General features: G+C 73.3%; 27 protein-coding genes. 19 read left to right on the plus strand and 8 right to left on the minus strand.

What is annotated here, in order from left to right; translation table 11 throughout:
• Positions 1-48 precede the first annotated feature (48 nt).
• A complete protein-coding gene (locus tag O7618_RS01205) occupies positions 49-1,296 on the minus strand; it encodes a cytochrome P450 (RefSeq protein ID WP_278104094.1) in 1,248 nt (415 codons plus the stop codon).
• A gap of 248 nt (positions 1,297-1,544) precedes the next feature.
• On the opposite strand from O7618_RS01205, the gene O7618_RS01210 reads away from it, so the two are divergent.
• A complete protein-coding gene (locus tag O7618_RS01210) occupies positions 1,545-1,934 on the plus strand; it encodes a hypothetical protein (RefSeq protein WP_278104095.1) in 390 nt (129 codons plus the stop codon).
• 10 nt (positions 1,935-1,944) lie between these two features.
• Here the strand turns inward: O7618_RS01210 and O7618_RS01215 are convergent, their stop codons facing one another.
• Positions 1,945-2,163, minus strand: a complete 219-nt coding sequence (locus O7618_RS01215) for a DUF397 domain-containing protein (RefSeq protein ID WP_030503096.1) — start codon at positions 2,161-2,163, stop codon at positions 1,945-1,947.
• A 66-nt stretch (positions 2,164-2,229) separates the two neighbouring features.
• Here O7618_RS01215 and pepN point away from each other — a divergent pair, with 66 nt between their 5' ends.
• The 6 genes from pepN (at position 2,230) to O7618_RS01245 (ending at position 8,251) form a co-directional block, all read left to right on the plus strand.
• Positions 2,230-4,746 carry an aminopeptidase N gene (pepN, locus tag O7618_RS01220; protein ID WP_278104096.1) on the plus strand — a complete coding sequence of 839 codons (2,517 nt, stop codon included), beginning with the start codon at positions 2,230-2,232 and terminating at the stop codon, positions 4,744-4,746.
• Between the two features lie 90 nt (positions 4,747-4,836).
• Positions 4,837-5,433: a nicotinate-nucleotide adenylyltransferase gene (nadD, locus tag O7618_RS01225; RefSeq protein ID WP_278104097.1), complete on the plus strand. Its 597-nt coding sequence runs from the start codon at positions 4,837-4,839 to the stop codon at positions 5,431-5,433.
• Between the two features lie 146 nt (positions 5,434-5,579).
• Positions 5,580-5,951: a ribosome silencing factor gene (gene rsfS / locus O7618_RS01230; protein WP_278109869.1), complete on the plus strand. Its 372-nt coding sequence runs from the start codon at positions 5,580-5,582 to the stop codon at positions 5,949-5,951.
• Positions 5,948-6,577 carry a histidine phosphatase family protein gene (locus tag O7618_RS01235; protein ID WP_278104098.1) on the plus strand — a complete coding sequence of 210 codons (630 nt, stop codon included), beginning with the start codon at positions 5,948-5,950 and terminating at the stop codon, positions 6,575-6,577. Before rsfS ends, O7618_RS01235 begins: the two co-directional genes overlap by 4 nt.
• 49 nt (positions 6,578-6,626) lie before the next feature.
• Complete coding sequence (locus tag O7618_RS01240; protein WP_278104099.1) at positions 6,627-7,478, plus strand: DegV family protein; 852 nt, start codon at positions 6,627-6,629, stop codon at positions 7,476-7,478.
• Positions 7,475-8,251: an SDR family oxidoreductase gene (locus tag O7618_RS01245; RefSeq protein ID WP_278104100.1), complete on the plus strand. Its 777-nt coding sequence runs from the start codon at positions 7,475-7,477 to the stop codon at positions 8,249-8,251. Before O7618_RS01240 ends, O7618_RS01245 begins: the two co-directional genes overlap by 4 nt.
• Here O7618_RS01245 and O7618_RS01250 read toward each other — a convergent pair.
• Together O7618_RS01250 and O7618_RS01255 are read right to left on the minus strand one after the other, a co-directional pair.
• Positions 8,184-8,501 (minus strand): hypothetical protein, encoded by a 318-nt coding sequence (locus O7618_RS01250; protein WP_278104101.1) that lies wholly within the window; start codon positions 8,499-8,501, stop codon positions 8,184-8,186. The two genes, O7618_RS01245 and O7618_RS01250, sit on opposite strands and share 68 nt — an antisense overlap.
• A complete protein-coding gene (locus O7618_RS01255) occupies positions 8,498-8,806 on the minus strand; it encodes a hypothetical protein (protein ID WP_278104102.1) in 309 nt (102 codons plus the stop codon). Before O7618_RS01255 ends, O7618_RS01250 begins: the two co-directional genes overlap by 4 nt.
• A gap of 304 nt (positions 8,807-9,110) precedes the next feature.
• Here O7618_RS01255 and O7618_RS01260 point away from each other — a divergent pair, with 304 nt between their 5' ends.
• The 5 genes from O7618_RS01260 (at position 9,111) to O7618_RS01280 (ending at position 15,525) form a co-directional block, all read left to right on the plus strand.
• Positions 9,111-10,094 carry a ComEA family DNA-binding protein gene (locus O7618_RS01260; RefSeq protein WP_278104103.1) on the plus strand — a complete coding sequence of 328 codons (984 nt, stop codon included), beginning with the start codon at positions 9,111-9,113 and terminating at the stop codon, positions 10,092-10,094.
• Positions 10,091-12,457, plus strand: coding sequence for a ComEC/Rec2 family competence protein (locus O7618_RS01265; RefSeq protein WP_278104104.1), 2,367 nt, complete (start codon positions 10,091-10,093; stop codon positions 12,455-12,457). The genes O7618_RS01260 and O7618_RS01265 overlap by 4 nt, the downstream gene beginning before the upstream one ends.
• Positions 12,458-12,592: 135 nt before the next feature.
• Positions 12,593-13,573, plus strand: coding sequence for a DNA polymerase III subunit delta (holA, locus tag O7618_RS01270; protein ID WP_278104105.1), 981 nt, complete (start codon positions 12,593-12,595; stop codon positions 13,571-13,573).
• A 14-nt stretch (positions 13,574-13,587) separates the two neighbouring features.
• On the plus strand, positions 13,588-14,058 hold the full coding sequence (locus O7618_RS01275; protein ID WP_278109870.1) for a hypothetical protein: 471 nt from the start codon (positions 13,588-13,590) through the stop codon (positions 14,056-14,058).
• Positions 14,059-14,301: 243 nt separating this feature from the next.
• Entirely contained in the window at positions 14,302-15,525 is a 1,224-nt protein-coding gene (locus O7618_RS01280; protein ID WP_278104106.1) for a cellulose-binding domain-containing protein, read from the plus strand.
• An 84-nt stretch (positions 15,526-15,609) separates the two neighbouring features.
• On the opposite strand, the gene rpsT is transcribed toward O7618_RS01280, so the two are convergent.
• Together rpsT and O7618_RS01290 are read right to left on the minus strand one after the other, a co-directional pair.
• Positions 15,610-15,876: a 30S ribosomal protein S20 gene (rpsT, locus tag O7618_RS01285; protein ID WP_091071372.1), complete on the minus strand. Its 267-nt coding sequence runs from the start codon at positions 15,874-15,876 to the stop codon at positions 15,610-15,612.
• Positions 15,877-16,089: 213 nt separating this feature from the next.
• Entirely contained in the window at positions 16,090-17,070 is a 981-nt protein-coding gene (locus tag O7618_RS01290) for an aminoglycoside phosphotransferase family protein (protein WP_278104107.1), read from the minus strand.
• A 74-nt stretch (positions 17,071-17,144) separates the two neighbouring features.
• Between O7618_RS01290 and O7618_RS01295 the strand changes: the two genes are divergently transcribed.
• From O7618_RS01295 to O7618_RS01325, 7 genes are all read left to right on the plus strand, one after another.
• Complete coding sequence (locus O7618_RS01295; RefSeq protein WP_278104108.1) at positions 17,145-17,681, plus strand: DUF4240 domain-containing protein; 537 nt, start codon at positions 17,145-17,147, stop codon at positions 17,679-17,681.
• Between the two features lie 95 nt (positions 17,682-17,776).
• A complete protein-coding gene (lepA, locus tag O7618_RS01300; RefSeq protein WP_278104109.1) occupies positions 17,777-19,654 on the plus strand; it encodes a translation elongation factor 4 in 1,878 nt (625 codons plus the stop codon).
• A 235-nt stretch (positions 19,655-19,889) separates the two neighbouring features.
• Positions 19,890-20,174 (plus strand): GlsB/YeaQ/YmgE family stress response membrane protein, encoded by a 285-nt coding sequence (locus O7618_RS01305; RefSeq protein WP_278104110.1) that lies wholly within the window; start codon positions 19,890-19,892, stop codon positions 20,172-20,174.
• Between the two features lie 246 nt (positions 20,175-20,420).
• Positions 20,421-20,705, plus strand: coding sequence for a transglycosylase (locus O7618_RS01310; RefSeq protein WP_013287983.1), 285 nt, complete (start codon positions 20,421-20,423; stop codon positions 20,703-20,705).
• 221 nt (positions 20,706-20,926) lie between these two features.
• Positions 20,927-22,219 (plus strand): sugar ABC transporter substrate-binding protein, encoded by a 1,293-nt coding sequence (locus O7618_RS01315; protein WP_278104111.1) that lies wholly within the window; start codon positions 20,927-20,929, stop codon positions 22,217-22,219.
• Positions 22,216-23,205 carry a sugar ABC transporter permease gene (locus O7618_RS01320; RefSeq protein WP_278104112.1) on the plus strand — a complete coding sequence of 330 codons (990 nt, stop codon included), beginning with the start codon at positions 22,216-22,218 and terminating at the stop codon, positions 23,203-23,205. The genes O7618_RS01315 and O7618_RS01320 overlap by 4 nt, the downstream gene beginning before the upstream one ends.
• Complete coding sequence (locus O7618_RS01325) at positions 23,202-24,032, plus strand: carbohydrate ABC transporter permease (protein WP_278104113.1); 831 nt, start codon at positions 23,202-23,204, stop codon at positions 24,030-24,032. The genes O7618_RS01320 and O7618_RS01325 overlap by 4 nt, the downstream gene beginning before the upstream one ends.
• An 11-nt stretch (positions 24,033-24,043) precedes the next feature.
• On the opposite strand, the gene O7618_RS01330 is transcribed toward O7618_RS01325, so the two are convergent.
• Both O7618_RS01330 and O7618_RS01335 read right to left on the minus strand, forming a co-directional pair.
• On the minus strand, positions 24,044-24,904 hold the full coding sequence (locus O7618_RS01330; RefSeq protein ID WP_278104114.1) for a hypothetical protein: 861 nt from the start codon (positions 24,902-24,904) through the stop codon (positions 24,044-24,046).
• A 155-nt stretch (positions 24,905-25,059) separates the two neighbouring features.
• Positions 25,060-25,845, minus strand: a complete 786-nt coding sequence (locus O7618_RS01335) for an enoyl-CoA hydratase-related protein (RefSeq protein ID WP_278104115.1) — start codon at positions 25,843-25,845, stop codon at positions 25,060-25,062.
• Between the last annotated feature and the right edge of the window lie 15 nt (positions 25,846-25,860).

A 25,860-nucleotide genomic window follows, 5' to 3' on the forward strand; every position in this document is an offset into this window, starting at 1 on the left:
CCCGGCAGCCACGCTCAGCACGTCCGGGTGCCGTTGGGCGGGCCCGGTCTAGGCGGTCGGGCGCACCCCGTCGAGGATCATCCCGCTGGGCGGCAGCGCCGGCATCCGACCGAGGTCGAGCGCGAGGTCCTGCGGCGGAACCCGGTAGCTCATCGCGCCGGTCAGCGCGGCCACCGCCCGCTTCATCAGCTCGATCGTGATCCACTCGCCGGCGCAGCGGTGCCCGGTGACGTGGTCGCCGCCGCCCTGCGGGATCAGGCCGAACGGGTCGTCCCGCCAGCCGGTGAAGCGTTCCGGGCGGAACCGCTCCGGCTCCGGCCACAGCTCCGGGTGGTGGTTCGTGCCGTACAGGTCGAGCAGCACCCGGCGGCCCTGCGGGAACGCGTACCCGCGCCACTCGAACGAGCGACGCACCCGCGCCGCGGCCAGCGGGAAGAACGGGTAGTAGCGGCGGACCTCCTGCACGAACCGCTCGGCCGCGTCGTCGTCGCCGCGTACCCGGTCCCGCCAGTGCGGGTGGTCGTGCAGCGCCAGCGCGGCGAAGACCACGTAGCGGTCCACCGCGACCGTGGGGCGGAGCACGTTGAGCAGCTCCACCGCGGCGATCCGGCGGGGCAGCGCCGCGCCCCGCTCGTCCCGGTGCTCGGCGACGACCCGCAACGCGCTGCCCTCGGGGGCGGTGAGAGCGCCGGCGCGTACCCGCTCGACGAGCCCGCCGGCCCACCGCTCGGCGCCGCGGCGGCCGACCAGGCCGCGCCAGTGCTTCGGGCCCGGCACGGCCGGACCCTCGATCATGGCGTGCATCTCGGCGGTCCGCCGGCGCACGTCGGACCCGGCCAGCGGCACCCCGGCCCAGGCCCAGACCGCCCGGGTGAGCATCTCGCCCACCTCGTCGTAGAGCGCCACCGGGCCGTTCGCCGCCCACGCGGGGACGCGGGCCCGCCACTCGTCGGCGAAAAGCTGTCCCAGCCCGCGGATCGCGTCCGGCGTCATGATCGACATGAACATCGCCTTGCGGGCGCGGTGCGCCGCCCCGTCCAGGCCCTGGACGCCGCCGACCCCGGTCAACGTGCGCTGTGCGCGCATCGGCATCGCCCCGCGTCGGACGAACCGCTCCTCGTCGTAGAACAGCTCGGCGGCGTCCCGGCCGCGCAGGCAGATCGTCGGCTGCAGGAGCAGCCGCGTCTGTACGACGTCGCTGCCGAGCCGGTCGCAGCGCGCGCCCACGAAGCGGTAGCCCTCGCGGAGGAACGCCAGCGTGCTGTCCGGGCTCCGGTCGCTCGGCATGGTGGTCATCTCGGCTGCTCCTGACACCTGCTCGGCCGCTCTGCACGACTCGCCCGCTACCTACCCGGGGCGACGCGGCCGAATCCTCCGTCCGCGCAGCTCAACCAGGGTGGGGGCCGCGGTCCGGGGGCCGAACCCGCGCTGGCCCCTCCCCGGGAGCGGAAAAGCTGGTTGGCTCGACGCACGGACCGGCGGCGGCCGGTCCGGACCCGCCGGCACGAGATCCGGTGGGTCACCGGCGACGGGGGAGGGCACGCATGCGCGACGACCGGGCGGCACGACGGCGGCACCGCGACGCGGTGGCCGGGCTGCGGGGCGGCGGCCGCGAGGAGGCGCTGATCGGCGGGCCCCGGCGCGCCGGGGCCCGCCCACCGCGCTTCTTCACCGCACACCTCGGCTTCGCGGCCGCCGACCCCGCCGTCGCGCGCGAGCTGGCCGTCGCGTACGCCGAAGCGCTCGGTCTGCTCCGCCCGGAGCTGGCGCTCGGCGCGGCGGCGTTGTCGCCCGCCGACGCCTGGCACCGCGCCGAGCGGCTGTTCTGCGGGGCGGTCGGGCCCGACGGCGAGCGGTGCGCCGACGTGGCCGGCCATCCGGGTTTCCACCACGCGCCCGGTCCGGGCGGGCTCGGCTGGGGCGACGGTGACTGACCGGGCGGGGTCAGTCCAGGTCGAACTCGCCGTCCTGGGCGCCCGCGACGAACGCGTCCCACTCGGCCTGGGTGAAGACCAGCACGGGACCGTCCGGCTCGGCCGAGTTGCGCATCCCGATCAGGTCGTCGACGAACGCCACCTCGACCGCCCCCTCGGACGTGTCGCCCTCCGCCCGCTGCCAGACCGCCCGAGAACTGTCGAAATCACCCTTGGGGTGCTGACCCATCGTTGTTCCTCCATCGCCACGCGTCACGAGGAGGCCCGCACGGACCTCATCGGGCAGGATAAGCGGATGCCGAGCCTGACCCGTGCAGAGGCAACCGCGCGTGGCGCGTCGATCACCGTCGAGTCCTACCAGGTGGACCTCGACCTGACCGGCGACGCCGAGCGGTTCCGCTCCACCACCACCATCCGGTTCCGGGCCACCCCCGGCGCCGAGTCCTTCGTCGACGTCAAGCCCCGCCGACTCCTGCGGGCCCGCCTCAACGACCGTGACCTCGATCCGGCGCTGCTGGCCGACGAGCGGTTGCCGCTCACCGGGCTGGCCGCGACCAACACGCTCACCGTCGAGGCCGAGATGGCCTACTCCAACACCGGTGAGGGGTTGCACCGCTTCGTCGACCCGGCCGACGGAGAGACCTATCTCTACGCGATGTCCTTCCTGGACGACGGTCCGCGCATCTTCGCCGCGTTCGACCAGCCGGACCTGAAGGCCCCGGTGACGCTCGCGGTCACCGCACCGCCGGAGTGGACGGTGGCGGCCAACGGTCAGCTCGCCGACCGGCCGGTGCCCGGGCGCTGGGAGTTCGCCCCCACCGCGCCGCTGGCCACCTATTTCGTCTCGCTGGTCGCCGGGCCCTGGCACGTGCTGCGGTCCGAGCACGCCGGCATCCCGCTCGGTCTCTACTGCCGGCGTTCGCTCGCCGCGCACCTCGACGCCGACGCGGACGAGATCTTCACCGTCACCCGGCAGTGCCTCGACCGGTTCCACCAGCTCTTCGCCGAGCGTTACCCGTTCGGCAAGTACGACCAGGCGTTCGTGCCCGAGTTCAACGCCGGCGCGATGGAGAACCCGGGCCTGGTGACGCTGCGCGACGACTACGTCTTCCGCTCCGCGGTCACCGACAGCCAGCGTGAGCAGCGCGCCACCGTCATCGCCCACGAGATGGCGCACATGTGGTTCGGCGACCTGGTCACCATGCGCTGGTGGGACGACCTGTGGCTGAACGAGTCGTTCGCGGAGTACCTGGGCACCCGGGTCACCGCCGAGGCGACCCGCTTCGACCAGGCGTGGACCACGTTCGCGTTGCGCCGCAAGGCTTGGGGATACGCGGCCGACCAGCGCCCGTCCACCCACCCGGTGGCCCCGGAGGAGGTCGCCGACGCCGCGGCGGGCCTGCTCAACTTCGACGGCATCTCCTACGCCAAGGGCGCCGGCGTGCTGCGCCAGCTCGTCGCCTGGCTCGGCGACGACGCGTTCCTCGCCGGCCTGAACGCGCACTTCGCGAAGCACCGGTTCGGCAACGCCACGCTCACCGACCTGCTCGACAGCCTCGCCTCAGCCGGTGGGCGCGACGTGACCGGCTGGGCCGAGCGGTGGCTGCGCCGACCGCAGGTCAACACGCTGCGGACGGAGGCGGCGGTGGACGCGGCCGGCCGGTGGACCGAGGTCGCCGTGGCGCAGACCGCCCCGGCGAGCCACCCGGTGCTGCGACCGCACCGCATCGAGGTGGCGCACCACACCGCCGACGGCCCGGTACGCCGGTTCGAGGTCGACCTCGACCCGGACGCCGACGGTGGCCGTACCCCGTTGCCGGAGCTGGTCGGCCGGCCCGCCACCGGCCTGCTGCTGCCCAATGCCGGCGACCTCACGTTCGCCAAGATCCGGCTCGACCCGGCCTCCGCCGACGCGGTGCCGATGCTGCTCCCCGGCCTCGACGACCCGCTGGCCCGGGCGCTGCTCTGGGGCGAGGCGCTGGACGCCGCCACCGACGGAGAGCGGCCGGTCGCCGACCTGGTCACCCTGATCGCCGCCGCGTTGCCGGCCGAGACCGAGGTGATCATCGCCGAGGACGTGCTCACGCTCAGCCGCAACCTCGTCGACCGCTACCTCGATCCGCTGGCCCGGGCGGCGGCGCTGCTGCGCATCGCCGGTGCCTGCGAGACGTTGCTGGCGGGCGCGCCGGCGGGCGGTTCGCTGCAACTCGCCGCGGCCCGTGGCCTGATCGGCGCCACCACGGACGCCGGGCTGCTCACCGCCTGGCTGGCCGGCGAGGGCGTGCCGGAAGGGCTGGCGGTCGACGCCGACCTGCGCTGGGAGCTGCTGCACCGGCTGGTGGTGCTGGGCGGTGCCGGCGAGCCGGAGATCGCCGCCGAGTCGGCGGCCGACCGCAGCGCCACCGGCGCCGAGCGGGCGGCCGGCTGCCGGGCCGCGCTGCCCGACGCCGACGCCAAACGGGCCGCCTGGGAGATCGTCACCAACAACACCGAGTTGTCGAACCGGCTGGTGGAGGCCACCGCCGAGGGGTTCTGGCAGCCGGAGCAGGCGGAGCTGACCGCCGGCTACGTCGATCGGTTCTTCGCCGACATGCCGGCGACCGCGCGGTTGCGTACCGCCTGGGTGGCGGACCGGGTCGCCGCGCTGGCCTTCCCGCGCTACGCCGTGGCGCAGCCCACCCGGGAGCTGGCCGCGGCGCTGCTGGCCCGCGACGACATCACGCCGGGGCTGCGCCGGCGGGTAATCGACCTGGACGACGACCTGCGCCGGGCGCTGGTGGCCCGGACGGCGGTGGCCGCGGCGGGGGCCTGACCGGCGGCGCGCCGGGCGGGTAGGCACCCGTCCGGCGCGAGCCCGGTGACCCGGGCCGGCCGACGCCGACGTGCGGCCTAGGATCGCGGGGTGGAGGACGACATCCGGCGGATCGGCATCATGGGCGGCACGTTCGACCCGATCCACCACGGTCACCTGGTGGCGGCGAGCGAGGTGGCCGACCGGTTCGGCCTGGACGAGGTGGTCTTCGTGCCCACCGGCCAGCCGTGGCAGAAGGCGGACGAACCGGTCAGTCCGGCCGAGGACCGCTATCTCATGACGGTGATCGCCACCGCCTCCAACCCGCGCTTCCAGGTGAGCCGCGTCGACATCGACCGCGGCGGTCCCACCTACACCGTCGACACGCTGCGCGACCTGCACGCCGAGTACGGGCCGAAGGCGCAGCTGTTCTTCATCACCGGCGCGGACGCGCTGGAGCGGATCCTCTCCTGGAAGGATCTGGGCGAGGTGCTCGAGTTGGCCCACTTCATCGGCGTGACCCGGCCCGGCTTCGAGCTGTCCGACCAGCACCTCCCGGCCGACTCGGTCAGCCTGGTGCAGGTGCCCGCGATGGCCATTTCCTCGACCGACTGTCGGGCCCGGGTGGGTCGGGGTGAGCCGGTCTGGTATCTGGTGCCGGACGGTGTGGTGCAGTACATCGCCAAACGGCGGCTCTACCAGCGGTGATCCCGCCCGTTACGTCCCCGTTCATCCCGGAAACCGGCCAGAACTGACAAGTCGCCGCCCCGGCGGGTGTGAGAGGCTTGGAGGGTCGCACGGATGATCGAAGGAGAACGGTGACCACCATTCCCGAGCGCGCGTACGAGCTGGCGATGGCCGCCGCCCAGGCCGCGGCCGACAAGAAGGCGGAGGACATCGTCGTCATCGACGTCGGTGACCAGCTCGCCATCACCGACGCGTTCCTGGTTGCCTCGGCGCCGAACGAGCGTCAGGTGCTCGCCATCGTCGACGCCATCGAGGAGCGCCTGCTGGAGCTGCCGGAGAAGGCCAAGCCGATCCGCCGCGAGGGCGAGCGGGGCGGCCGCTGGGTCCTGCTCGACTACGTCGACATCGTGGTGCACGTGCAGCACACCGAGGAGCGCGAGTTCTACGCGCTCGACCGGCTCTGGAAGGACTGCCCGCAGATCCCGTTCGTGGATCGCGACCTGGCCGACTCGGCCGCCGGCACCGCCACCGCCGAATGACCCGCCTGATCGTCTGGCGGCACGGCAACACCGACTGGAACGCCGAGAGCCGGGTCCAGGGCCAGACCGACGTGCCGCTCAACGACCTCGGCCGGGAGCAGGCGCGCGCCGCCGCGCCCGTGCTGGCCGCGCTGCGCCCCGACGCCATCGTCGCCAGCGACCTGCGCCGGGCCGCCGACACCGCCGCCGCCTTGGCGGCGGTCACCGGGCTGCCGGTCCGCACCGACGCCCGGCTGCGTGAGCGGCACTTCGGCCGGTGGCAGGGCCTCGCGCTCACCGAGGTCGCCGAGCGCTTCGCGGACGAGTACGCCCGCTGGCGGGCCGGCGACCCCGACCCGGGCGCCGGCATCGAGAACCTCGACGACCTCGGCAACCGGCTCGGCGCCGCGTTCCGCGACGCGGCCGATCTGGCCGCCGGCGGCACCGTGGTGGTCACCACCCACGGCGGCGGCGCCCGGCAGGGCGTCGGTCACCTGCTCGGCTGGGATCATGCCGTGCTGCGCAGCGTCGGCTCGCTGGCCAACTGCCACTGGACCGAGCTGCGCCACGACGACGTCCGGGGCTGGCACCTACGGGCGCACAATGTCGGGCCGATCACCCAGCCGGCGCTCACCGACGCGGTCTGAGTCCCCTCGGCCCCGGCGCGTCGGCGCGAGATCGGCTAGCGTGCCGGTCATGCCCGTAGCGGTCGTCACCGATTCCACCGCCTACCTGCCCCCCGAGGCGGCCCGCGCGCACCGGCTCACCGTCGTCCCGCTGACCGTCGTGCTCAACGGCGCCGAAGGGCTGGAGGGCATCGAAACCTCCCCGGCGGACGCCACCCGCGCGTTGAGCGCCCGCCGCGTCTCGGTGAGCACGTCCCGCCCCGCGCCGGAGCAGTTCGCGCAGGTCTACCGCGCGCTGTTGGCCGAGGGCGCCGACGGCGTGGTCTCGGTGCATCTCTCCGCCGAGTTGTCCGGCACCGTCGAGGCGGCCCGGCTGGCCGCCGCCGAGGTCGGCGAGGACCGGGTCACGGTGGTGGACAGCCGCTCCACGGGCATGGGTCTCGGTTTCCCGGCGCTCGCCGCCGCCGCGGCCGCCGCCGGGGGCGCCGACCTGGCCGGGGTACGCGCGGCGGCCCGGGACGCGGTCGAGCGGACCACCATCTACTTCTACGTCGACACGCTGGAGTTCCTGCGCCGAGGCGGCCGGATCAACGCGGCCGAGGCGCTGCTCGGCACCGCCCTCTCGGTCAAGCCGATCATGCACATGCCGGACGGCGCGATCGTGGTGAAGGACAAGGTCCGCACCGCGAGTCGGGGCGTGGCCCGCCTGGTCGACCTGGCCGTCGAGGCGGCCGGCGACGCCGACGTCGACCTCGCGGTGCACCACCTCGCCGCCCCGCAACGCGCCGAGGCGTTGCTGGCCGCGCTGACCGAGCGGCTGGGCGACCGCCTGCACGACACGTACGTCACCGAAGCCGGTGCGGTGGTCGCCGCGCACGCCGGGCCCGGGCTGGCCTGCGTGGTCGTCCACCGCCGCTCATGACCGCGCGGTCGTACGTCGTCACCGGCGGCGGGCGGGGGGTCGGGCGGGCGATCGTCGAACGACTGGCCGCCGACGGTGGCGCGGTGGTCGTCGTCGAGCGGGACGCCGGCGCGACGGACTGGCTGGACCGGCACCCGGCCGCCGACCGGCTGCACGCCGTCACCGGGGACGCCGCCGACGAGACGGTCACCGCCCGGGCCGCCGACCGCGCCGAGGCGCTCGCGCCGCTGGCCGGCTGGGTGAACAACGCCGCCGTCTTCCGCGACGCCGACCTGCACGGGGAGTCCGCCGCCGAGGTGTTCGACCTGATCGCGGTCAACCTGCGCCCCGCCGTGGTCGGCGCCGGCACCGCGGTACGCCGGTTCCTGGCCGCCGGCACCGACGGCGCGATCGTCAACGTCTCCTCCCACCAGGCCCGCCGGGCGGTGCCGGGCGCCCTGCCGTACGCGACCGCGAAGGCCGCCGTGGAGGGGCTGACCCGGGCGCTGGCGGTGGACTACGGTCCGCGCGGAATCCGCGCCAACGCGGTCGCGCTCGGCTCGATCCACACCGAGCGGCACGCCGCCTACCTCGCCCGCCTGGACCCGGCCGGGGTGGCGCACGTCGAATCGGAGCTGGCCCGGCTGCACCCGGTGGGCCGGATGGGGCGAACCGGGGAGGTGGCCGACGTGGTCGCGTTCCTGCTGTCGGCGGCGGCCTCGTTCGTCAACGGGGTGACGTTGCCGGTCGACGGGGGCCGGGCCGCGCTCGGCCTGGACCCCGAGGCGCGCTGACCGGCGCGCGGGACAACCAGCGCACGCCCGCCGGCATCACGAACAGCTCGCGTTTCGCGACGGCGGTGCCGCGTGTGCTCAGCTCGTAGCCCTCGATCCACGCCCATCCGTGGTAGGGGTGCCGGTCGGTCAGCTCCCGGATCACGCGCACCACGATCGGCCGGACGAACTGGACACTCGCCGCTCGGGTCAGGTGCACCACGTCACCCGTGCGGAAGGTCGGCCCGGTCGGACGTTCGACAGGGCTCACCGGAGGCGGTGGTCTCGGCGGGTCCAGCCGACGAAGCGGGTGAACAGGGCATCGGGTCGGGGCATGCCGCACCGGTCGAGCCGGCGAAGGTCGCCGGTCGCGCCGAACAGGCAGCCGGCCATGTACACGGACAACCCGACCGGATCGTCGTCGTACGCGGCGCGCAGCCTCATCCGTTCGGACGGGCACGGCCAGATGCCGCAGCCGCTGCGGCAGTGCCAGAGCGGCCGGATCGCCTCATGGTCGACCGGGAGATGGGTGCGGTGTGGCGGAAACGTGATGTCGAGGCGTGGATCGAGGAGCACCGCCCACATCTCGGCGAGGCGGACGACGAGGCGTAGCCGCGGATGTCGAGAGTTGATAGGCCGCAACGCTGCCTACAAACTTCATAACGCGAGTGACTTGCTCCCTGATTCATCGACGGCATCAGGTTAGTAGCCCCCCGAGACGACCACTCGCGATCGACTCCGGCCTGCGGCACCACCTACGACATCGCCGGTTAGCACATCGACGGCATGATCGGGTGGTTGTCCACAAGCGCCCCGTTGTCCACAGGCGAGGGCTCAACGGCCCACCTTCGGCGCGTCGCCGCCGCTAGCGTCCCGAGCCGTGTCAGACGACGAGGAGACGACGGTACGGCGGCGGCTCGCCCGGCTGTTCACGCCGGCGGGCCGGCCGGCTGCCGTCCCCGCTCCCGCCGGCGGTGCGCCGCATGACGTCCGAGCGGCGACGCCCGAGCCGCCACCGGCGTACCCGTTTCCCGAGCCGGCCCGCCCCGGCCCGCGACAGCCGGCCCGCCCCGGGCTGCGGCACGGTCGCCCGGAGCCCGGCCGCCCGTCGACGCCTCGGATGGAGTCGGACTCGGTGTTCGTCGAGCACGATCCCGACGGGCCGGACGCCAGCCCACCCCCAGAACCCGGGCGAGGGCTGGCGTCCCGGCTGCCCGGGCCGGGCGCGTTCGATCCAGGCCGGCGCGGTGTCCGTGCCCTCGCTGCCGTGGCCGCGCTCGTCGTCCTGGCGGCCGCCGTATGGGCGTGGCGCTCCCGGCCGACCGCCGAACCCGTCCGTCCGGTCGCCCCGGCCGGCGAGGCGACGGCCGGGGTGGCGACGCAGGCGGCCGGCGCGGTGACCGAGGCGACGCCGGCCGCGTCGACCGGTCAGGTGGTTGTCGCCGTCGCCGGCAAGGTCCGTCGCCCAGGGCTGGTGCGGCTGCCGGCCGGCGCCCGCCTGGCCGACGCCGTGGAAGCGGCCGGTGGCGCGCTGCCCGGCGTCGACGTGGCGCTGCTCAACCCCGCCCGCAAGGTCACCGACGGCGAGCTGATCCTGGTCGGCGTCTCCGCCCCGCCTGGGCAGGCCGCCCCCGGTCCGGCGGCCGGTGGTGCGCCAGGTGGTCCAGCCGCCGGTCCGGTCAATCTGAACACCGCCACGCTGGCTCAGCTGGATGCGCTGCCCGGCGTCGGCCCGGTGCTCGCCCAGCGGATCCTCGACCACCGGGAGCAGCACGGCGGCTTCCGGTCCGTCTCCGACCTGCGGCAGGTCGAGGGCATCGGCGACGCCCGCTACGAGCAGCTCAAGGAACTGGTGACGGTGTGAGCGCCGACGGTGCGGACGCCGGGCCGGACCTGCGGCTCGCCGGGTTCGCGGTGGCCGCCTGGCTCGCCGCGCTGGCCGGGCTGCACCTCTCCGTCCGGGCTACCGCCGCGTTGGCCGCCGTCGCCGCCGTGCTCGCGCTGGTCGTGAGCCTGCGTATGCGTCGTGGGCGTCCCGCGCCGATCCGCCGCCACGGCTGGATCCTCGTCGCCGTCCTGCTCGGCGTGCTCTGCGGGGCGGCGGCGACCGGGGCCCGGCTCGCGGTCCGCGACGCCACCCCGATCCGCGCCCTCGTCGCCGAGCGCGCGCTGGTCACCGCCGACCTGGTGGTCCGCGACGACCCGCGCCGGGTGCGCGGCTCACCCGGCCGCCCGGCGCCGCTGCTGGTCCGGGTCGACTTGGTACGCCTCACCGGCCCCGATGGCGGCCAGGTCACCGGCCCGGTGCGCGGCCTGGTGCTCGCCACCGACCCGGGCTGGCAGGGCATGCTGCCGGGGCAGCGGGTCACCACCCGTGGCCGGCTCGCCGAGCCGCGCGGCGGTGACCTCACGGCGGCGGTGCTCTCGGCTACCGGGTCACCCACCCGGCACGGGGCTTCGTCGTGGGCGCAGCGCGCGGCCGGCAGGTTGCGGGCCGGTCTGCAACGGGCCTGCGAGCCGCTGCCCGACGCGCCGGGCGGGTTGCTGCCCGGGCTGGTGGTGGGGGACACCAGCCGGCTGCTGCCCGAGGTGGAGGAGGACTTCCGGGCCACCGGGCTGACGCACCTCAACGCGGTGTCGGGTTCCAACGTCGCGATCATCGTGGGCGCGGTGCTGCTGCTGGCCCGCTGGGCGCGCGCCGGCCCGCGTGCCGCGGTGGTGCTCTGCGGCCTCGCCCTGCTCGGCTTCGTCATCCTGGTGCGACCGTCGCCGAGCGTGGTGCGGGCCGCAGCGATGGGCGCGATCGGGCTAGCCGCGCTGGCCGCCGGGCGGTCCCGCGCCGCGCTGCCCGCCCTGGCGGCCGCGGTCGCCGGGCTGGTGCTGCTGGATCCGGACCTGGCCGGCGACCCGGGCTTCGCGCTGTCGGTCTGCGCCACCGGCGGCCTGTTGCTGCTCGCGCCGGGCTGGCGGGACGCGTTGCGGCGCCGGGGCGTACCGCCGGGGCTGGCGGAGGCGCTGGCGGTGCCGGCCGCCGCGCAGCTCGCGTGCGGCCCGGTGATCGCCGGGCTGTCCGCGACGGTCAGCCTGGTGGCGGTGCCGGCGAACCTGCTGGTCGTGCCCGCCGTCGCGCCGGCCACCGTGCTGGGCGTGCTCGCCGCGGTGCTGTCCCCGCTGTGGCCGGCGGGGGCCGAGTTCCTCGCCTGGCTGGCGAGCTGGCCGGCGCGGTGGCTGGTGGCGGTGGCGTCGCACGGGGCCGGGCTGCCGGCCGGGAACGTGCCGTGGGCGGGCGGTGTGGCCGGCGCTCTGCTGCTGGCCGCCGTGAGCGTGGCGCTGCTGCTCGCCGCCCGGCGGCGTCGGGCCCGGCGGCTGGTCGCGGTCGTCGTGGTGGCCGTGGTGCTGGGCGCGGTGCCGATCCGGTTGCTGGCCCCGGGCTGGCCGCCGCGTGGCTGGGTGGTGGTGGCGTGCGCGGTGGGGCAGGGCGACGCGCTGGTGCTGCCGGTCGCCGCCGGGCGGGCCGTGGTGGTCGACGCCGGCCCGGAGCCGTCCGGTGTGGACGGCTGCCTGCGGCGGCTCCGCGTCCGTGAGGTGTCGCTGCTGGTGGTCAGCCACTTCCACGCCGACCACGTGGGCGGGGTGGAAGGGGTGTTCCGGGGCCGGCGGGTCGGCGCGGTGGTCGGTCCGCCCTGGTCCGAGCCGCCCTACGGGGTCGCCCAGGTGCGTGCGGCGGCTCGTCGCGGGGGCGTGCGCCTCGACGCGGTGCCGGCGGGCTGGCGCTGGCGGGCCGGAGCGGTGGAGTTGGCCGCGCTCGGCCCGCCCTATGCACTGCGGGGCAGCCGTTCCGACCCGAACAACAACTCGCTGGTGCTGACCGCCACCGTGGCCGGGGTGCGGATCCTGCTCGCCGGCGACGCCGAGACCGAGGAGCAGCGGGCGCTGCGGGAGACGCTGCCGGCGTCCGCGATCCGGGCGGACGTGCTGAAGGTGGCGCACCACGGGTCGGCCTACCAGGATCCGGAGTTCCTCGCCGCGGTGCGCCCGGCGGTCGCGCTGGTCTGCGTCGGCGTCGACAACGACTACGGGCACCCCAACGCGGGTCTGATGGACCGGTTGACCAGGGCAGGTGCCCGGGTGATGCGCACCGACACCGACGGCGACGTGGCCGCGGTCCGGGCCGGAGCCGGCCTGGCGGTGGTCGCGCGGAAGGTCGAACGGGGGAGGTCGCGGTGAGCGCGCCGGAGCGATCCGGGGATCTTGTCGGCATAGCTGGTAGATCAAGGCAAATGTCGTGATTTGCGTTGTGTGCGGGCTGCGCCGTCACAGTCCCGGATGAGCAGGCACGCACCGGCCGAAGTGCGTGCGAGTATGGGCGGCGTGACCCCGGCCAGCCTGCCTCCCATTCTGCTCGTCCTCGGCGACGAGGAGCTGCTCGCCACGCGCGCGGTCTCCGAAGCGGTTGCCCGGGCCCGAGCCGTGGACCCCGACGTGGACGTGCGGGAATATCAGGCCGGCTCGGTGGCGGTCGGCGAGATCGACGAGATGCTGAGCCCGTCGCTGTTCGGTGGCCGTCGGGTCCTGGTGCTCCGCTCCGGGCAGGACACCCGCAAGGACCTGTCCGCCGCGCTGCTGGCGTACGCGAAGAACCCCGACCCGGAGGTGCAGCTCGTGGTGCTGCACCTCGGTGGCGGGAAGGGCAAGGCGTTCGCCGACGGGCTGCGGGCGGGGGGCGCCACCGTGGTGCCGGCGGCGAAGCTCAAGGGGCACCGTGAGCGGGTCGCCTTCGTGCGGGACGAGATCCGCCGCAACGGGGGGAGGTGCGCCGACGACGCCGCCGAGGTCCTGATCGCGGCGGTCGGCAACGACCTGCGCGAGTTGGCCGCCGCCTGCTCCCAACTCGTCGCCGACACCGACGGGCGGATCGACGCCGAGACGGTTTCCCGTTACTACCGGGGCCGCGTCGAGGTCACCGGCTTCACCGTGGCCGACGCGACGATGGTCGGCGACATCCCCGGCGCCCTGGAGGCGCTGCGCTGGGCACTGCACGTCGGGGTGGACCCGGTGCCCATCGCCGACGCGCTCGCCGACGGCGTGCGGACCGTGGCCCGCGTCGCCTCGGCCGGTCGGGGCAGCGCCTACCAGCTCGCCAGCAGCCTGGGCATGCCCGCGTGGAAGATCGAGCGGGCCCAGCGTCAGGGTCGTGGCTGGACGCCTGAGGGCCTGGTCGAGGCGATGCGGGCGGCGGCCGAGTGCAACGCGGCGGTCAAGGGCGGCGCCGACGACCGGGCCTACGCGCTGGAGCGGGCCGTCTTCTCGGTGGCGGCGGCGCGGCAGGGCGACGCCCGGTGACCCGAGCGTGGTCCATGGTGCCGACGGACGAGGAGCGGTACCGTCCGCTCTACGCCCGGGTGCTCGGGCTGCGCTTCGTCAACCCGGGCGGGGTGCTCTGCTTTCTCTTCTTCGAGGGCGCGGCGGCGCTGGCCGTGCTGCTCGCGCTCGCCGAACTGGTGAACTGGTGGGCGGTGCTGGTGCTGCCGACCGCCGTCGCGGCGATGGTCAAACTGAACGACGTGGTCGCCGAGATGGTGATCCGCACCGCGGCCCAGGTGCCCGAGCAGGAGCGGGAGCGTTTCCGCAGGCAGGTGGAGCCGGTCGTCGGGCGGGCGCGGGTGTCGGCCACGGCTGCTGGCCTGAGCCTGACCGCGGATCGGCGGATCACCGGCCCGGCCGTCCCGTACCACCGGCCGGGCCGCCCCGCGCAGCCGTTCGACCGGGCCGGAGAGAACGGGCGCCGGGCCGAGTCCGAGATCAGCCGGCCCGACCCGTCCCGCTGACCACAGGCGCTTGATTAGATAGGGATCTGTCAATAGATTGAGGGTGGGCACCGCCGCGGTCCCGGGTGACCGGCCGTCGGCGAGGGACACGCTCCACCCGAGCCGGGCACGTCGGCCGCACGCGCCGACCAGTCGACGTGGCGCATCGCCGCGCCACCCCCGAGGGCACGCCGTCGCGCCGCATCCGTGTCGGACGCGCGGCGCCGCGTCGCCTCCGCCCCGCTCGATTCCGAAGGATCCGTCATGACGATTCTCCGCGCCCGCACCGCACCCACCCTGGCGGTGGTCGCCGCGCTGGCCGCCACCGTGGCCGCGACCGGAACGGCCCTGCTCGCCGGCCCGGCCGCGGCCGCCCAGGGCTGCCGGGTCGACTACACGCCGAACCAGTGGCCCGGCGGGTTCACCGCCGCCGTCACGGTCTCACCCGGCGACACCGCCGTCTCCAGTTGGACCGTCACCTGGACGTACACCGGGGACCAGCGCGTCACGAACGGCTGGAACGCCACGGTCAGCCAGTCCGGTACGACGGTGACCGCCCGCAACTTGTCCTACAACGGCAGCATCCCGGCCGGTGGCTCCACCGAGTTCGGGGTGCAGGGCACGTTCGCCTCCGGCGGCGGCGCGCCGACCGGGTTCACGCTCAACGGCGTACCGTGTAACGGCACCGGACCGACCGGCGGGCCCACCACGACGGTGCCGACCACGGCGCCGCCGACCAGCGCGCCGCCGCCCACCACGCTCCCGCCGACCAGCCCGCCGCCGACCACGAACCCGCCGGTCGGCTGTGCCGGGGCGGTGCTCTGCGACGGCTTCGAGAACCAGACCGGCTCGACGCCCTCCGGCGACTGGAGCGTGGTGACCCCGGACTGCGCCGGCGCCGGCACGGCCACCATCGACACGGCCACCACGCACAGTGGCAGCCGGGCGGTCCGGCTCAACGGCGCGGCCGGGTACTGCAACCACGTCTTCATCCGGTCCACCAGGAACCTGGGCGGCGTGGGCAGTGTCCGCTACGGCCGGATCTGGGTGCGGCACACCACCGCCCAGCCCACCGACCACACCACGATGATCGCGATGGCCGACGCCGCCGACGGCAACAAGGACCTGCGGATGGGCGGTCAGAACGGCGCCCTGCAGTGGAACCGCGCCTCCGACGACGCGACGCTGCCCGAGCAGAGCCCGGCCGGGGTGGCGCAGAGCGTGCCGTTGCCCACCAACCGGTGGGCCTGCCTGGAGTTCATGGTCGACGGCTCGGCCGGTCAGCTCCGCACCTGGCTGGACGGCGCCGCCGTCGCCGGGCTCACCGCCGACGGTGTGCCGACCCACGACATCGACGGCCAGTGGTACAACCGCACCTGGCGGCCGCAGCTCACCGACCTGAAGCTGGGCTGGGAGAGCTACGGCGGCGGTGCGGACACCCTCTGGTACGACGACGTCGCGGTCGGGTCCAGCCGGATCGGCTGCTGACCGGGCTGTCCCACGGGTGGAAACGCGGACAGCCGGAAGCCCCGGGACATCGTCCCGGGGCTTCCGGTCAGGTCTGCGGTCTCGTCAGGCCGAGAACGAGGCGACGCGCTTGGCGATCGCCGACTTCCGGTTGGCCGCCTGGTTGGCGTGGATGACACCCTTGCTGGCAGCCTTGTCCAGCTTGCGGGTGGCCTCCTGCATGAGAACGGTCGCCTTCTCGGCGTCGCCGGCCTCAGCAGCCTCGTGGAACTTGCGGATGGCGGTCTTCAGCGACGACTTGACCGACTTGTTCCGCAGCCGGCGCTTCTCGTTCTGCCGGTTGCGCTTGATCTGGGACTTGATGTTCGCCACGCGACAGCCTCGTCTTGATAGCTCGGGTTGGTCAGCTTCCGCGCACGACGAGCATGCGTCATCGCCGCGCGAATGGCCAGGCTACCAGGTCGCTCCCCGCCGGGCCAAAACGAGGGTAAGGCGGGGCCCCCTCTTAACGCTTCCGGTAGAGGAGGGGTCCCCTCTTAACCAGAGGTGTTAAAAGGGGGCCCCTCCTTGCGACCGGGCGAGCGGTCAGGTCCAGTGCTGGCGGGCGGCCAGCCAGGCGAGCGCCTGCTCGCCGTTCCACCGCTGGTGCGACCGCAGGTGCGGGGAGGCGCTCGACGGTCCGGCGGCGGCGCCGGTGAGGAAGTAGCCGGCGAGTGCGGCCAGGCTCACGTCCAGCGCGTCGGCCGGCGCCACGGCGGCCGACGGGTGGCCGGCGAAGGCGGCGTCCGCGTCCAGGCCGGCGGCGTAGCCGGTGATCAACAAACCGGCGAGGTCGAACCAGGGCGGCCCGTGGCAGAGCCAGGTCCAGTCGCAGAGCCAGGCCCGACCGTCCGGGTCGATCAGGAGGTTGTCCACCCGCAGGTCGCCGTGGGCCAGCCCGGCGGCGGCGTCCGCGTACCCGGGGAGCCGGGACTCCAGCGCGACCAGCTCCGCCAGCGGCGCCCGGGCCGCCGGCTCGGGCAGCGACTCGCGGCCGGCGGCCACCTCGCCCCACCACAGGATGTCGTCGCGGGCCAGGTCGGCGAGGCGGGGCAGGCCGAGCGCGACGAGGTCCGCGGGCGGGTCGGCCAGCGCGGCGGCGACCTCGGCGTACGTGGTGAGGGCCGCGGCCAGCTCAGCCGGGTCCCAGGGCAGCCGCGGGGTGCGCCCGTCGATGGCGTCCAGGGCGAGGGCGTACCAGCCGGAGTCGGTGAGCGACCAGCGCGGCCGGGGCACCGGCAGGCCGGCGGGGAGGCGGGCCAGGATCGCGGCCTCGCGGGCGTACCAGTCGACCAGGTGCCGCTGCCGGTCCAGCGCGGCCGCCTTGACGAACATCCGGTCGCCGGCCGGGCCGGTCAGGACGGCGGTGAAGCCGCTGGTGAAGCCGCCGCCGGCCACCTCGACCGCGGTCGGTGAGCCGCCGAGCCGGGTCGCCAGCGCGTCGCGTAGCCCGGCCGGCAGGTCGGCCCAGCCGGGCCGGACGGCCGTCGCCCCGTACGGGACGGGTGGTAGCGAGATCGCGCGCACCGCACCATGCTGCCGCACCCGACGCCTGGCCGGTCGCGGGCGGTGCGTCGGTGGGCTCTGCCAGACTGCCGACCATGAGGACCGACGAGTTCTGGCAGTTGATCGACCAGGCCCGGGCCGGGGCCGGGGGAGAGGCCGACGCGGTCGCCGCCCGAGCGGTCGCGCTGCTGGCCGAGCGCGACCCCGAGGAGATCGTCGGGTACGCCCACCACCAGCAGCGGGTGATCGTTGCCTCCTACCGGGTCGACCTGTGGGGCGCGGCCTACCTGATCAACGGCGGCGCCTCGGACGACGGCTTCGAATACTTCCGGGGTTGGCTGATGACGCAGGGCCGGGCCGTCTTCGCGCGGGCGGTCGGCGAGCCGGATTCGTTGGCCGAGTTGCCCCGGGTGCGGGCCGCCGCGCTCAGCGGGGAGGAGTTCGAGTGCGAGCGGATGCTGTCGGTGCCCTGGGAGGCCTACCGGAAGGCCACCGCGGCCGAGTTGCCCGCCGAGCGTGATCCGGTGCCGGTGCCGGACCTGAACGACTTCTGGGACTTCGACGACGAGGAGGAGGCCCGCCGCCGGCTGCCGAGGTTGGCCGCGCTCTTCGTCGAGCCGCCGGTGGAGTGACGGGGGAGCCCGGGCGCGCGCCGGGCGGCGTGGGAGCATAGAGGGGGCCGGCGCCACGCCGGCCCGCTCACGTCAGTCGACCAGAACGGACCGCTGTGCCACCGACGCTCGATCCCGGCGCGAACGCTCCCGGTGCCACCGACCCGGCGCGCATCCGGAACTTCTGCATCATCGCCCACATCGACCACGGGAAGTCGACCCTGGCCGACCGGATGTTGCAGCTCACCGGCGTGGTCGACCCCCGGCAGATGCGCGCGCAATACCTGGACCGGATGGACATCGAGCGCGAGCGCGGCATCACCATCAAGAGCCAGGCCGTCCGCATGCCGTGGACGATCCGGGAGGGCGACCGGGCCGGCGAGACCGCCGTGCTCAACATGATCGACACCCCCGGCCACGTCGACTTCACCTACGAGGTGTCCCGCTCGCTGGCCGCCTGCGAGGGCGCGATCCTGCTGGTCGACGCCGCGCAGGGCATCGAGGCGCAGACGCTGGCCAATCTCTACCTGGCGCTCGAGAACGACCTGCACATCATCCCGGTGCTCAACAAGATCGACCTGCCGGCCGCCCAGCCGGAGAAGTACGCCGAGGAGCTGGCCCACCTGATCGGCGGAGACCCGGCGGACTGCATCCGGGTCTCCGGCAAGACCGGTGAGGGCGTGCCCTACCTGCTCGACGAGATCGTCCGGCAGTTCGTGCCGCCGGTCGGCGCGGCCGGCGACCCGGCCCGCGCGATGATCTTCGACTCGGTGTACGACGTCTACCGCGGCGTGGTCACCTACGTCCGGGTGGTCGACGGCCGGATCTCGGCCCGGGACCGGATCAAGATGATGTCCACGGGCGCGGTCCACGAGCTGTTGGAGATCGGCGTCATCTCGCCGGAGATGGTGAAGGCCGACGCGCTCGGCGTCGGCGAGGTGGGCTATCTGATCACCGGCGTGAAGGACGTCCGCCAGTCCCGGGTCGGTGACACGATCACCATCAACGGCAACCAGGCCAAGGAGGCGCTCGGCGGCTACAAGGACCCGAAGCCGATGGTCTACTCGGGTCTCTATCCGATCGACGGGTCGGACTACCCGAACCTGCGCGAGGCGCTCGACAAGCTCAAGCTCAACGACGCCGCGCTCACCTACGAGCCGGAGACCTCGGGCGCGCTGGGCTTCGGCTTCCGCTGCGGCTTCCTCGGCCTGCTGCACCTGGAGATCATCCGGGAGCGGCTGGAGCGGGAGTTCAACCTCGACCTCATCTCCACCGCGCCCAACGTGGTCTACCGCGCCATCACCGAGGACGGTGAGGAGATCGTGGTGACCAACCCCAGTGAATACCCGACCGGCAAGATCGCCGAGGTCTACGAGCCGACGGTGCGGGCCACGGTGCTCACCCCGAACGACTACGTGGGCGCCGTGATGGAGCTGTGCCAGGGCCGGCGGGGCACCCTGCTCGGGATGGACTACCTCTCCGCCGACCGGGTCGAGTTGCGCTACACGCTGCCGCTGGCCGAGATCATCTTCGACTTCTTCGACCAGCTCAAGAGCCGCACCAAGGGCTATGCGTCGCTGGACTACGAGCCCTCCGGCGAGCAGGCGTCCGACCTGGTGAAGGTCGACATCCTGCTGCACGGTGAGCCGGTGGACGCGTTCAGCGCCATCGTGCACAAGGACAAGGCCTACAACTACGGCACCACGATCGCGGCGAAGCTGCGCTCGCTGATCCCGCGCCAGCAGTTCGAGGTGCCGATCCAGGCGGCCATCGGCAGCCGGGTGATCGCCCGGGAGACGATCCGCGCGATCCGCAAGGACGTGCTCGCCAAGTGCTACGGCGGCGACATCAGCCGGAAGCGCAAGCTGCTGGAGAAGCAGAAGGAGGGCAAGAAGCGGATGAAGATGGTGGGCCGGGTGGAGGTCCCCCAGGAGGCTTTCATCGCCGCGCTCTCCTCCGACTCCGGCGACGGCAAGGCCGCCGGCAAGAAGTAGGTGGTCCGGGGCCCCACGACCGGCCGGCGTCCCTCCCGGGGCCGCCGGCCGGTTCGCGTACCCAGGAAATTTTCAGCCGGCAGCAGCGCTCCCACCTGCGGATTCGGCCGTGGCGGCGGCTGCGGGCCGGATCGGCGGGATTCCGGCCGGTTTCGATTTTCGGCGGGTCGGGCACTTAGCGGTCACGACAGCAACCGCACACAACGTGCGAAACCGCTTATTTGGAGGACCGACCGTGGAGTTCACCGTCTGGGGCATCATCACCGCGCTGATCGTCGGCCTGATCGTCGGCGCGCTGGGCCGGCTGGTCGTGCCGGGCCGGCAGAACATGCCGATCTGGCTGCACATGCTGATCGGCGTCGGCGCCGCGCTGCTCGGCACCATCGTCGCCCGGGCCTCCGGCTTCGCCGACACCGCCGGCATCGACTGGCGTGAGCTGCTGCTGCAGGTGCTCTTCGCCGCCATCGGCGTGGCCCTGGTGGCCGGTGTCGGCCGCCGGCGCGGCGTCACCCACCACTGACCGCGTAGCACGCGCCTCGACGGGCGCCCGGCCTCACCGGCCGGGCGCCCGTCGGCGTTTCGCATTGAACCCCGTCGGTGCGGGCAATGGCGTGCCGACCGGGGCTTTGCGGGCTAAGTGGCAGCTCAGGCCAGGTGCGAACAATTCGTCACCGGAGTCGGTTTGGGATTTTGACGGGTCGGGAATTTGGCGGTCACGACAGAAACACACGGAATCGTGTGAACGGATCTGAAGGAGGAGGCGACCATGGAGCTCACCGTCTGGGGCATCATCACGGCGCTGGTCGTTGGTCTGATCGTCGGCGCGCTGGGCCGGCTGGTCGTGCCGGGCCGGCAGAACATGCCGATCTGGCTGCACATGCTGATCGGCGTCGGCGCCGCGCTGCTCGGCACGATCGTCGCCCGGGCCTCCGGCTTCGCCGAGACCGCCGGCATCGACTGGCGTGAGCTGATGCTGCAGGTGCTCTTCGCCGCCATCGGCGTGGCCCTGGTGGCCGGCGTCGGCCGCCGGCGTGGCGTCTCGCGCTACTGACCCCCGCACCACCGCTTCGACGGGCGCCCGGCCACTGGCCGGGCGCCCGTCCGCGTACCCCCGCTCTGAGCTGCCCGGACGGCACCCCTGCCGCCCGGGCGTTCGGCTGCGATACCGTCGCCTCGGCCGCCCGCCGCGAACTCCCCCTGTTGTAAAGGAAATTTTCCTACTAAGGTGCGGCGGAGAAGGTTAGTGCCAAACGGCCCTGAGGGAGATATGGCGTGAACAGGTGGAAGCGGCTGGCTCCGGTCACCGCCATCGTGGCGTCGGCCGCGCTGGTGCTGACCGGTTGCGGTGGCTCCGGCGACGACGACAAGGCCGCCGACAACAGCAAGCTGACGGTTTGGATGATGGGCGAGGGCGGCGACGCCCAGACCGCGTTCCTCGACACGGTCGAGGCGGAGTTCAAGAAGAAGCACCCCGAGACCGACGTCGTGGTGCAGTACATTCCCTGGCTCGAGGCGCCGAAGAAGTTCCAGGCCGCGCTCGCCGGCGGGGAGGGCCCGGACGTCACCGAGCTGGGCAACACCGAGACCCAGGGCTGGGCGGCCCAGGAGGCGCTCGCCGACGTCACGGACAAGTTCAACGGCTGGTCCGAGGGCAAGGACATCCTGCCCGACCTGGTGCGCAACGCCCAGCTCGACGGCAAACAGTACGGCGTGCCGTGGTACGCCGGCGTGCGCGCCGTCTACTACCGCACCGACTGGTTCGCCGAGGCCGGCGTGAAGCCGCCGACGAACTGGGACGAGCTGGTCGCCGCCGCCAAGGCGGTCCAGGCCAAGAAGCCCGGCACCTACGGCATCGCCCTGCCCGGCAACTCCGAGCTGCCGTTCTACTCCTTCCTCTGGGGTGCCGGCGGTGAGATCGCCACCAAGGACGGCGACAGCTGGAAGTCCGGCTACCACACGCCCGAGGCGCAGAAGGCGGTCAAGTTCTGGACCGACCTGGTGACCGTGCACAAGGTCGCCCCACCGGCCGCCGCCGGCTGGAACGAGGTCGACGCCCGCACCCAGTTCGCCACCGGCAAGGCCGCCATGGCGTTCGCCGGTAGCTGGCAGGGCGGCGCGATGAAGAAGGACAACCCCGACATCGAGAAGGTCTGGGGCACGTTCCCGATCCCCGGCCCGGACGGCAAGCCCGCCCCGGCGTTCGCCGGCGGTTCCGACATCGCCGTCTGGAAGGACAGCGAGCGGCAGGCGCTGGCCTGGGACTACATGACCGTGTTGCTGAGCAAGCAGAAGGACCAGGAGTTCGCCTCCAGCCTCGGCTTCTTCCCGGTCTACAAGGACCTGGTCAGCGGCGGCAACTACGCCGACGACAAGGTGATGGCCGCGTTCGCCACCGCCATCCAGAACACGAAGCTGACCCCGCTCACCCCCAAGTGGGTCGAGGTCAGCCGCACCAAGACGGTGACCCAGGCGATGAACAGCTCGGTCATCAAGGGCCAGAAGTCGGTCGAGAAGGCAACCGCCGACGCGGCCACCGAGATGGAAGGCATCTTGAACAGCAAGTGAGCTTACTGACGAAACGCCCCGACGAGGCCGCCGCGCGGGAGAACCCCGCGCGGCGGCCCCGCCGAAACGTGGACCGCCTCCCGTACCTGCTGCTCCTGCCCTGCCTGGCGATCATCACCGTGCTCCTGCTCTGGCCGCTCGGCCAGGTCGTGACGATGTCCTTCTTCAAACTGGACAACGTCCGCCAGCTTCGCGGGGACCGCGAGTGGCCGTGGGTCGGCCTGGCCAACTACGCGCAGATCCTCGGCGACCCGTTCTTCCGTACGGTGTTGCGCAACACCGTGCTCTTCGCGGTCGCCAACGTGGCGCTCACCATGGTGCTCGGCACGCTGGTCGGGCTGCTGCTCAACCGGCTCGGCAAGAAGATGGCCACGTTCGTGGCGAGCTGCGTGATGCTCGCCTGGGCCACTCCGGCGCTCACCGGCACCATCGTCTGGAAGTGGATCTTCGATGACACGAGCGGCCTGGTCACCTGGCTGTTCAACAAGCTCCCCGACGGCCTCTCCACCGCCCTGTTCGGGCGCAGCGACTGGACCGGCTACGGCTGGTTCAACGACCCGCTGCTCTTCTTCGGCATCCTGACGCTGGTGGTGGTCTGGCACTCGTTCCCGTTCATCGCGGTGAGCGTGCTCGCCGGGCTCAAGAGCGTGCCGACCGAGCTCCAGGAGGCGGCCCGGGTCGACGGCGCCGGACCGTGGCGGGTCTTCTGGTCGGTCACGTTCCCGATCCTGCGGCCGGTCTTCGGCATCCTCGTGGTGCTCTCCACGATCTGGGACTTCAAGGTCTTCACCCAGCAGTTCGTGCTGGCCGGCGGCACCCAGGACCGGTCCACCTTCATGCTGTCGATCTACTCGTACGCGGAGGCCTTCTCGCCACCGCCCAAGTACGGCCTCGGCTCCGCGATCGCCGTCATCCTCACCGTCATCCTGCTCGTGGTGACCGCCCTGTACGTCCGCATGGTGCTTCGGCAGGAGGACGAGTCGTGAAGAAGCTCGCGCTCAACGGGGCCGGCCTGTTGGTCGCGCTCTTCGCCGCGTTTCCGGTCTACTGGATGATCGCGACCTCGCTGAAGCCCAACCGGGAGATCTTCTCCGCCACGCCACGCCCGGTGCCGGCGCAGCCGACCCTGGAGCACTACCGGGAGATCCTCACCGGCAACCTGATTCCCGGGGTGACGTTCCTCGACTTCTTCCTCAACAGCGTGCTGGTCGCGGTGGCGACCGTGCTGCTCAGTGGGCTGGTGGCGCTGCTCGCCGCGACCGCGGTGGCCCGGTTCCGGTTCAAGCTGCGCACCAGTTTCCTGATCCTGCTGCTGGTGGTGCAGATGATCCCGCTGGAGGCGCTGGTCATCCCGCTGTTCCTGATGATCCAGCGGCTCGGGCTCTACAACACGCTGCCCAGCCTGATCCTCACCTACCTGGGGTTCTCGCTGCCGTTCGCGGTCTGGATGCTGCGTGGCTTCGTCGCGGCGGTGCCGAAGGAGTTGGAGGAGGCCGCCGCGATCGACGGGGCAAGCCGGGCGCAGACCTTCCGCAAGGTGCTGTTCCCGCTGGTCGCGCCCGGCCTGGTGGCGACCAGCATCTTCTCCTTCATCACCGCCTGGAATGAGCTGATCTTCGCGCTGACGTTCATCAACGACCAGCAGAAGTACACGCTGCCGGTGGCCATGACGTTTTTCTTCGGTCGCGACGACACCGCCTGGGGCTCGGTGATGGCCGCGTCCACCCTGTTCACCCTGCCGGTGATCGTGTTCTTCCTGCTGGTCCAACGCCGGATGGTCTCCGGGCTCGTGGCGGGAGCGGTGAAGGGCTGAGCGCGGGCCGATCAGGTGTCGGCGAAGACCTCGGCGAGCACCTGCGTCGTCGGGTCACCCTTCACCCGGGACCAGGTGCCCTGCTCGGCCGTCCACTCCAGGTTGCCGAAGCGGACTGACTTCACGCCGTGGTCGTCGGCGTGCGAGACCAGCCAGTGCGCGTACCGCCAGCCGCTGCGGTCGTCACCGGCCGGCACCGTCAGCCCGGTCAGGTTCGCCGCGGCGGTCAACCGGGGCAGGCCCCAGTCGAGCGTCAGGCCCTCCAGCGCCGCGCTGGCCGCGGCGGCCCCGCGCATGGTCGGCGTCGACCCGACCGTGCAGGCCACCGCGCCGGTCGCCTGGCCGAGCAACGCGCGGGTGAGGACCTCCGACTCGTCCGCCCACTTCTCATACGCCTCGGGGTAGGCCGACCGCTGCACCCGCTGCGCGGCCTCGGTGACCCGCATGTCCTGCCAGCCCTTGACCTTCTTCAACGCGGCGTAGAACTTCCGGGCCGCGTAGCGCGGGTCGCGGATCTCCTCCGGGGTGCCCCAGCCCTGGCTGGGGCGCTGCTGGAACAGGCCGAGCGAGTCCCGGTCGCCGTGCGCGATGTTGCGCAGGTGCGACTCCTGGTAGGCGGTGGCCAGCGCCACCACCACGGCCCGTTCCGGCATCTGGCGCTGGATGCCGATGGCGGCGATGGTGGCCGCGTTGGCCATCTGGTCGGCGCCGAGCACCACCTCGCCGTCGGCCTGCACGGTGCAGGTCCGGCTGGCCAGCGGCAGCCGCAGGTGGTGACCGAACTGTTTGGTCACGAACCAGACCGCGAGCAGAGCCAGTACGCACACCACCACACCAGATGCCACGATCGACGCTCGCGTCCGCACCAGCACCCCCAGTCCCGACAGTCCGACCAGCGTACGTCGCCGGCGCCGCTTCCCGACTCGGCCGACCGGCCTGCCTGCCGCCGCGTCACCGCGCCGTCACCGCGCGGTTGTTAACAAGGGGCCCCGCCTATGCCGGAGGCGTTAACAGGGGGCCCCGCCTTTCATTCTCCGGTGGGCACCCACGCGGCCGGGCGCTTCTCGCGGAACGCGAGCACCCCCTCCCGCCCCTCGTCGGAGAGGAAGTAACCGGTGGAGAGCGCCGCCAACTCGGCGATCTCCGCCCGCAGGTCGGTCGCCGACGGCCGGCGCAGCAGTTCCTTCGCCCCGGCCAGCGCGGTCGGCGCCCCCTGCACCAGCGAGGCGCAGTAGCGCGCCACGGCGGCGTCCAGCCCGTCCGCCGGCACCGCGGCGGTGACCAGCCCGATCTCGGCGGCCCGCCGCCCGTCGAACGTGTCACCGGTCAGATACAGCTCGGCGGCGGCCCGCGGGCTCAGCCGGGGCAGCACGGTCGCCGAGATGACCGCCGGGATCACGCCGATCCGCACCTCGGTGAACGCGAACGTGGCCTCCTCGGCGCAGACCGCCAGGTCGGCGGCGGCGATCAGGCCGAGTCCGCCGGCCCGGGCCGGCCCGGCGATCTTGGCCAGCACCGGCTTCGGGCACTCCCGCACGGCGGCCAGCACGTCGCCGAGCATCCCGGCCGGCACGGTGCCGCTGGCGTACGCGGCGGCGGTCTCCTTCAGGTCGGCGCCGGAGCAGAACACCGGGCCGGTGTGATCGAGCACGATCGCCCGGACCGTGTCGTCGGCGACCGCCGCGGCCAGCCCGGCCAGCAGCTCGGTCATCAGCGGGGTGGAGAGCGCGTTGCGGTTGTGCGGGCTGTCCAGGGTGAGGGTGGTCACCCCGCGGGCCGTGGCGACCCGCACGAGAGCGTCCGGAGAGGTCATGCCGGGCACACTAGT

It is taken from the genome of Micromonospora sp. WMMD980, from assembly GCF_029626035.1.
In the GTDB taxonomy this organism is placed as follows: domain Bacteria; phylum Actinomycetota; class Actinomycetes; order Mycobacteriales; family Micromonosporaceae; genus Micromonospora.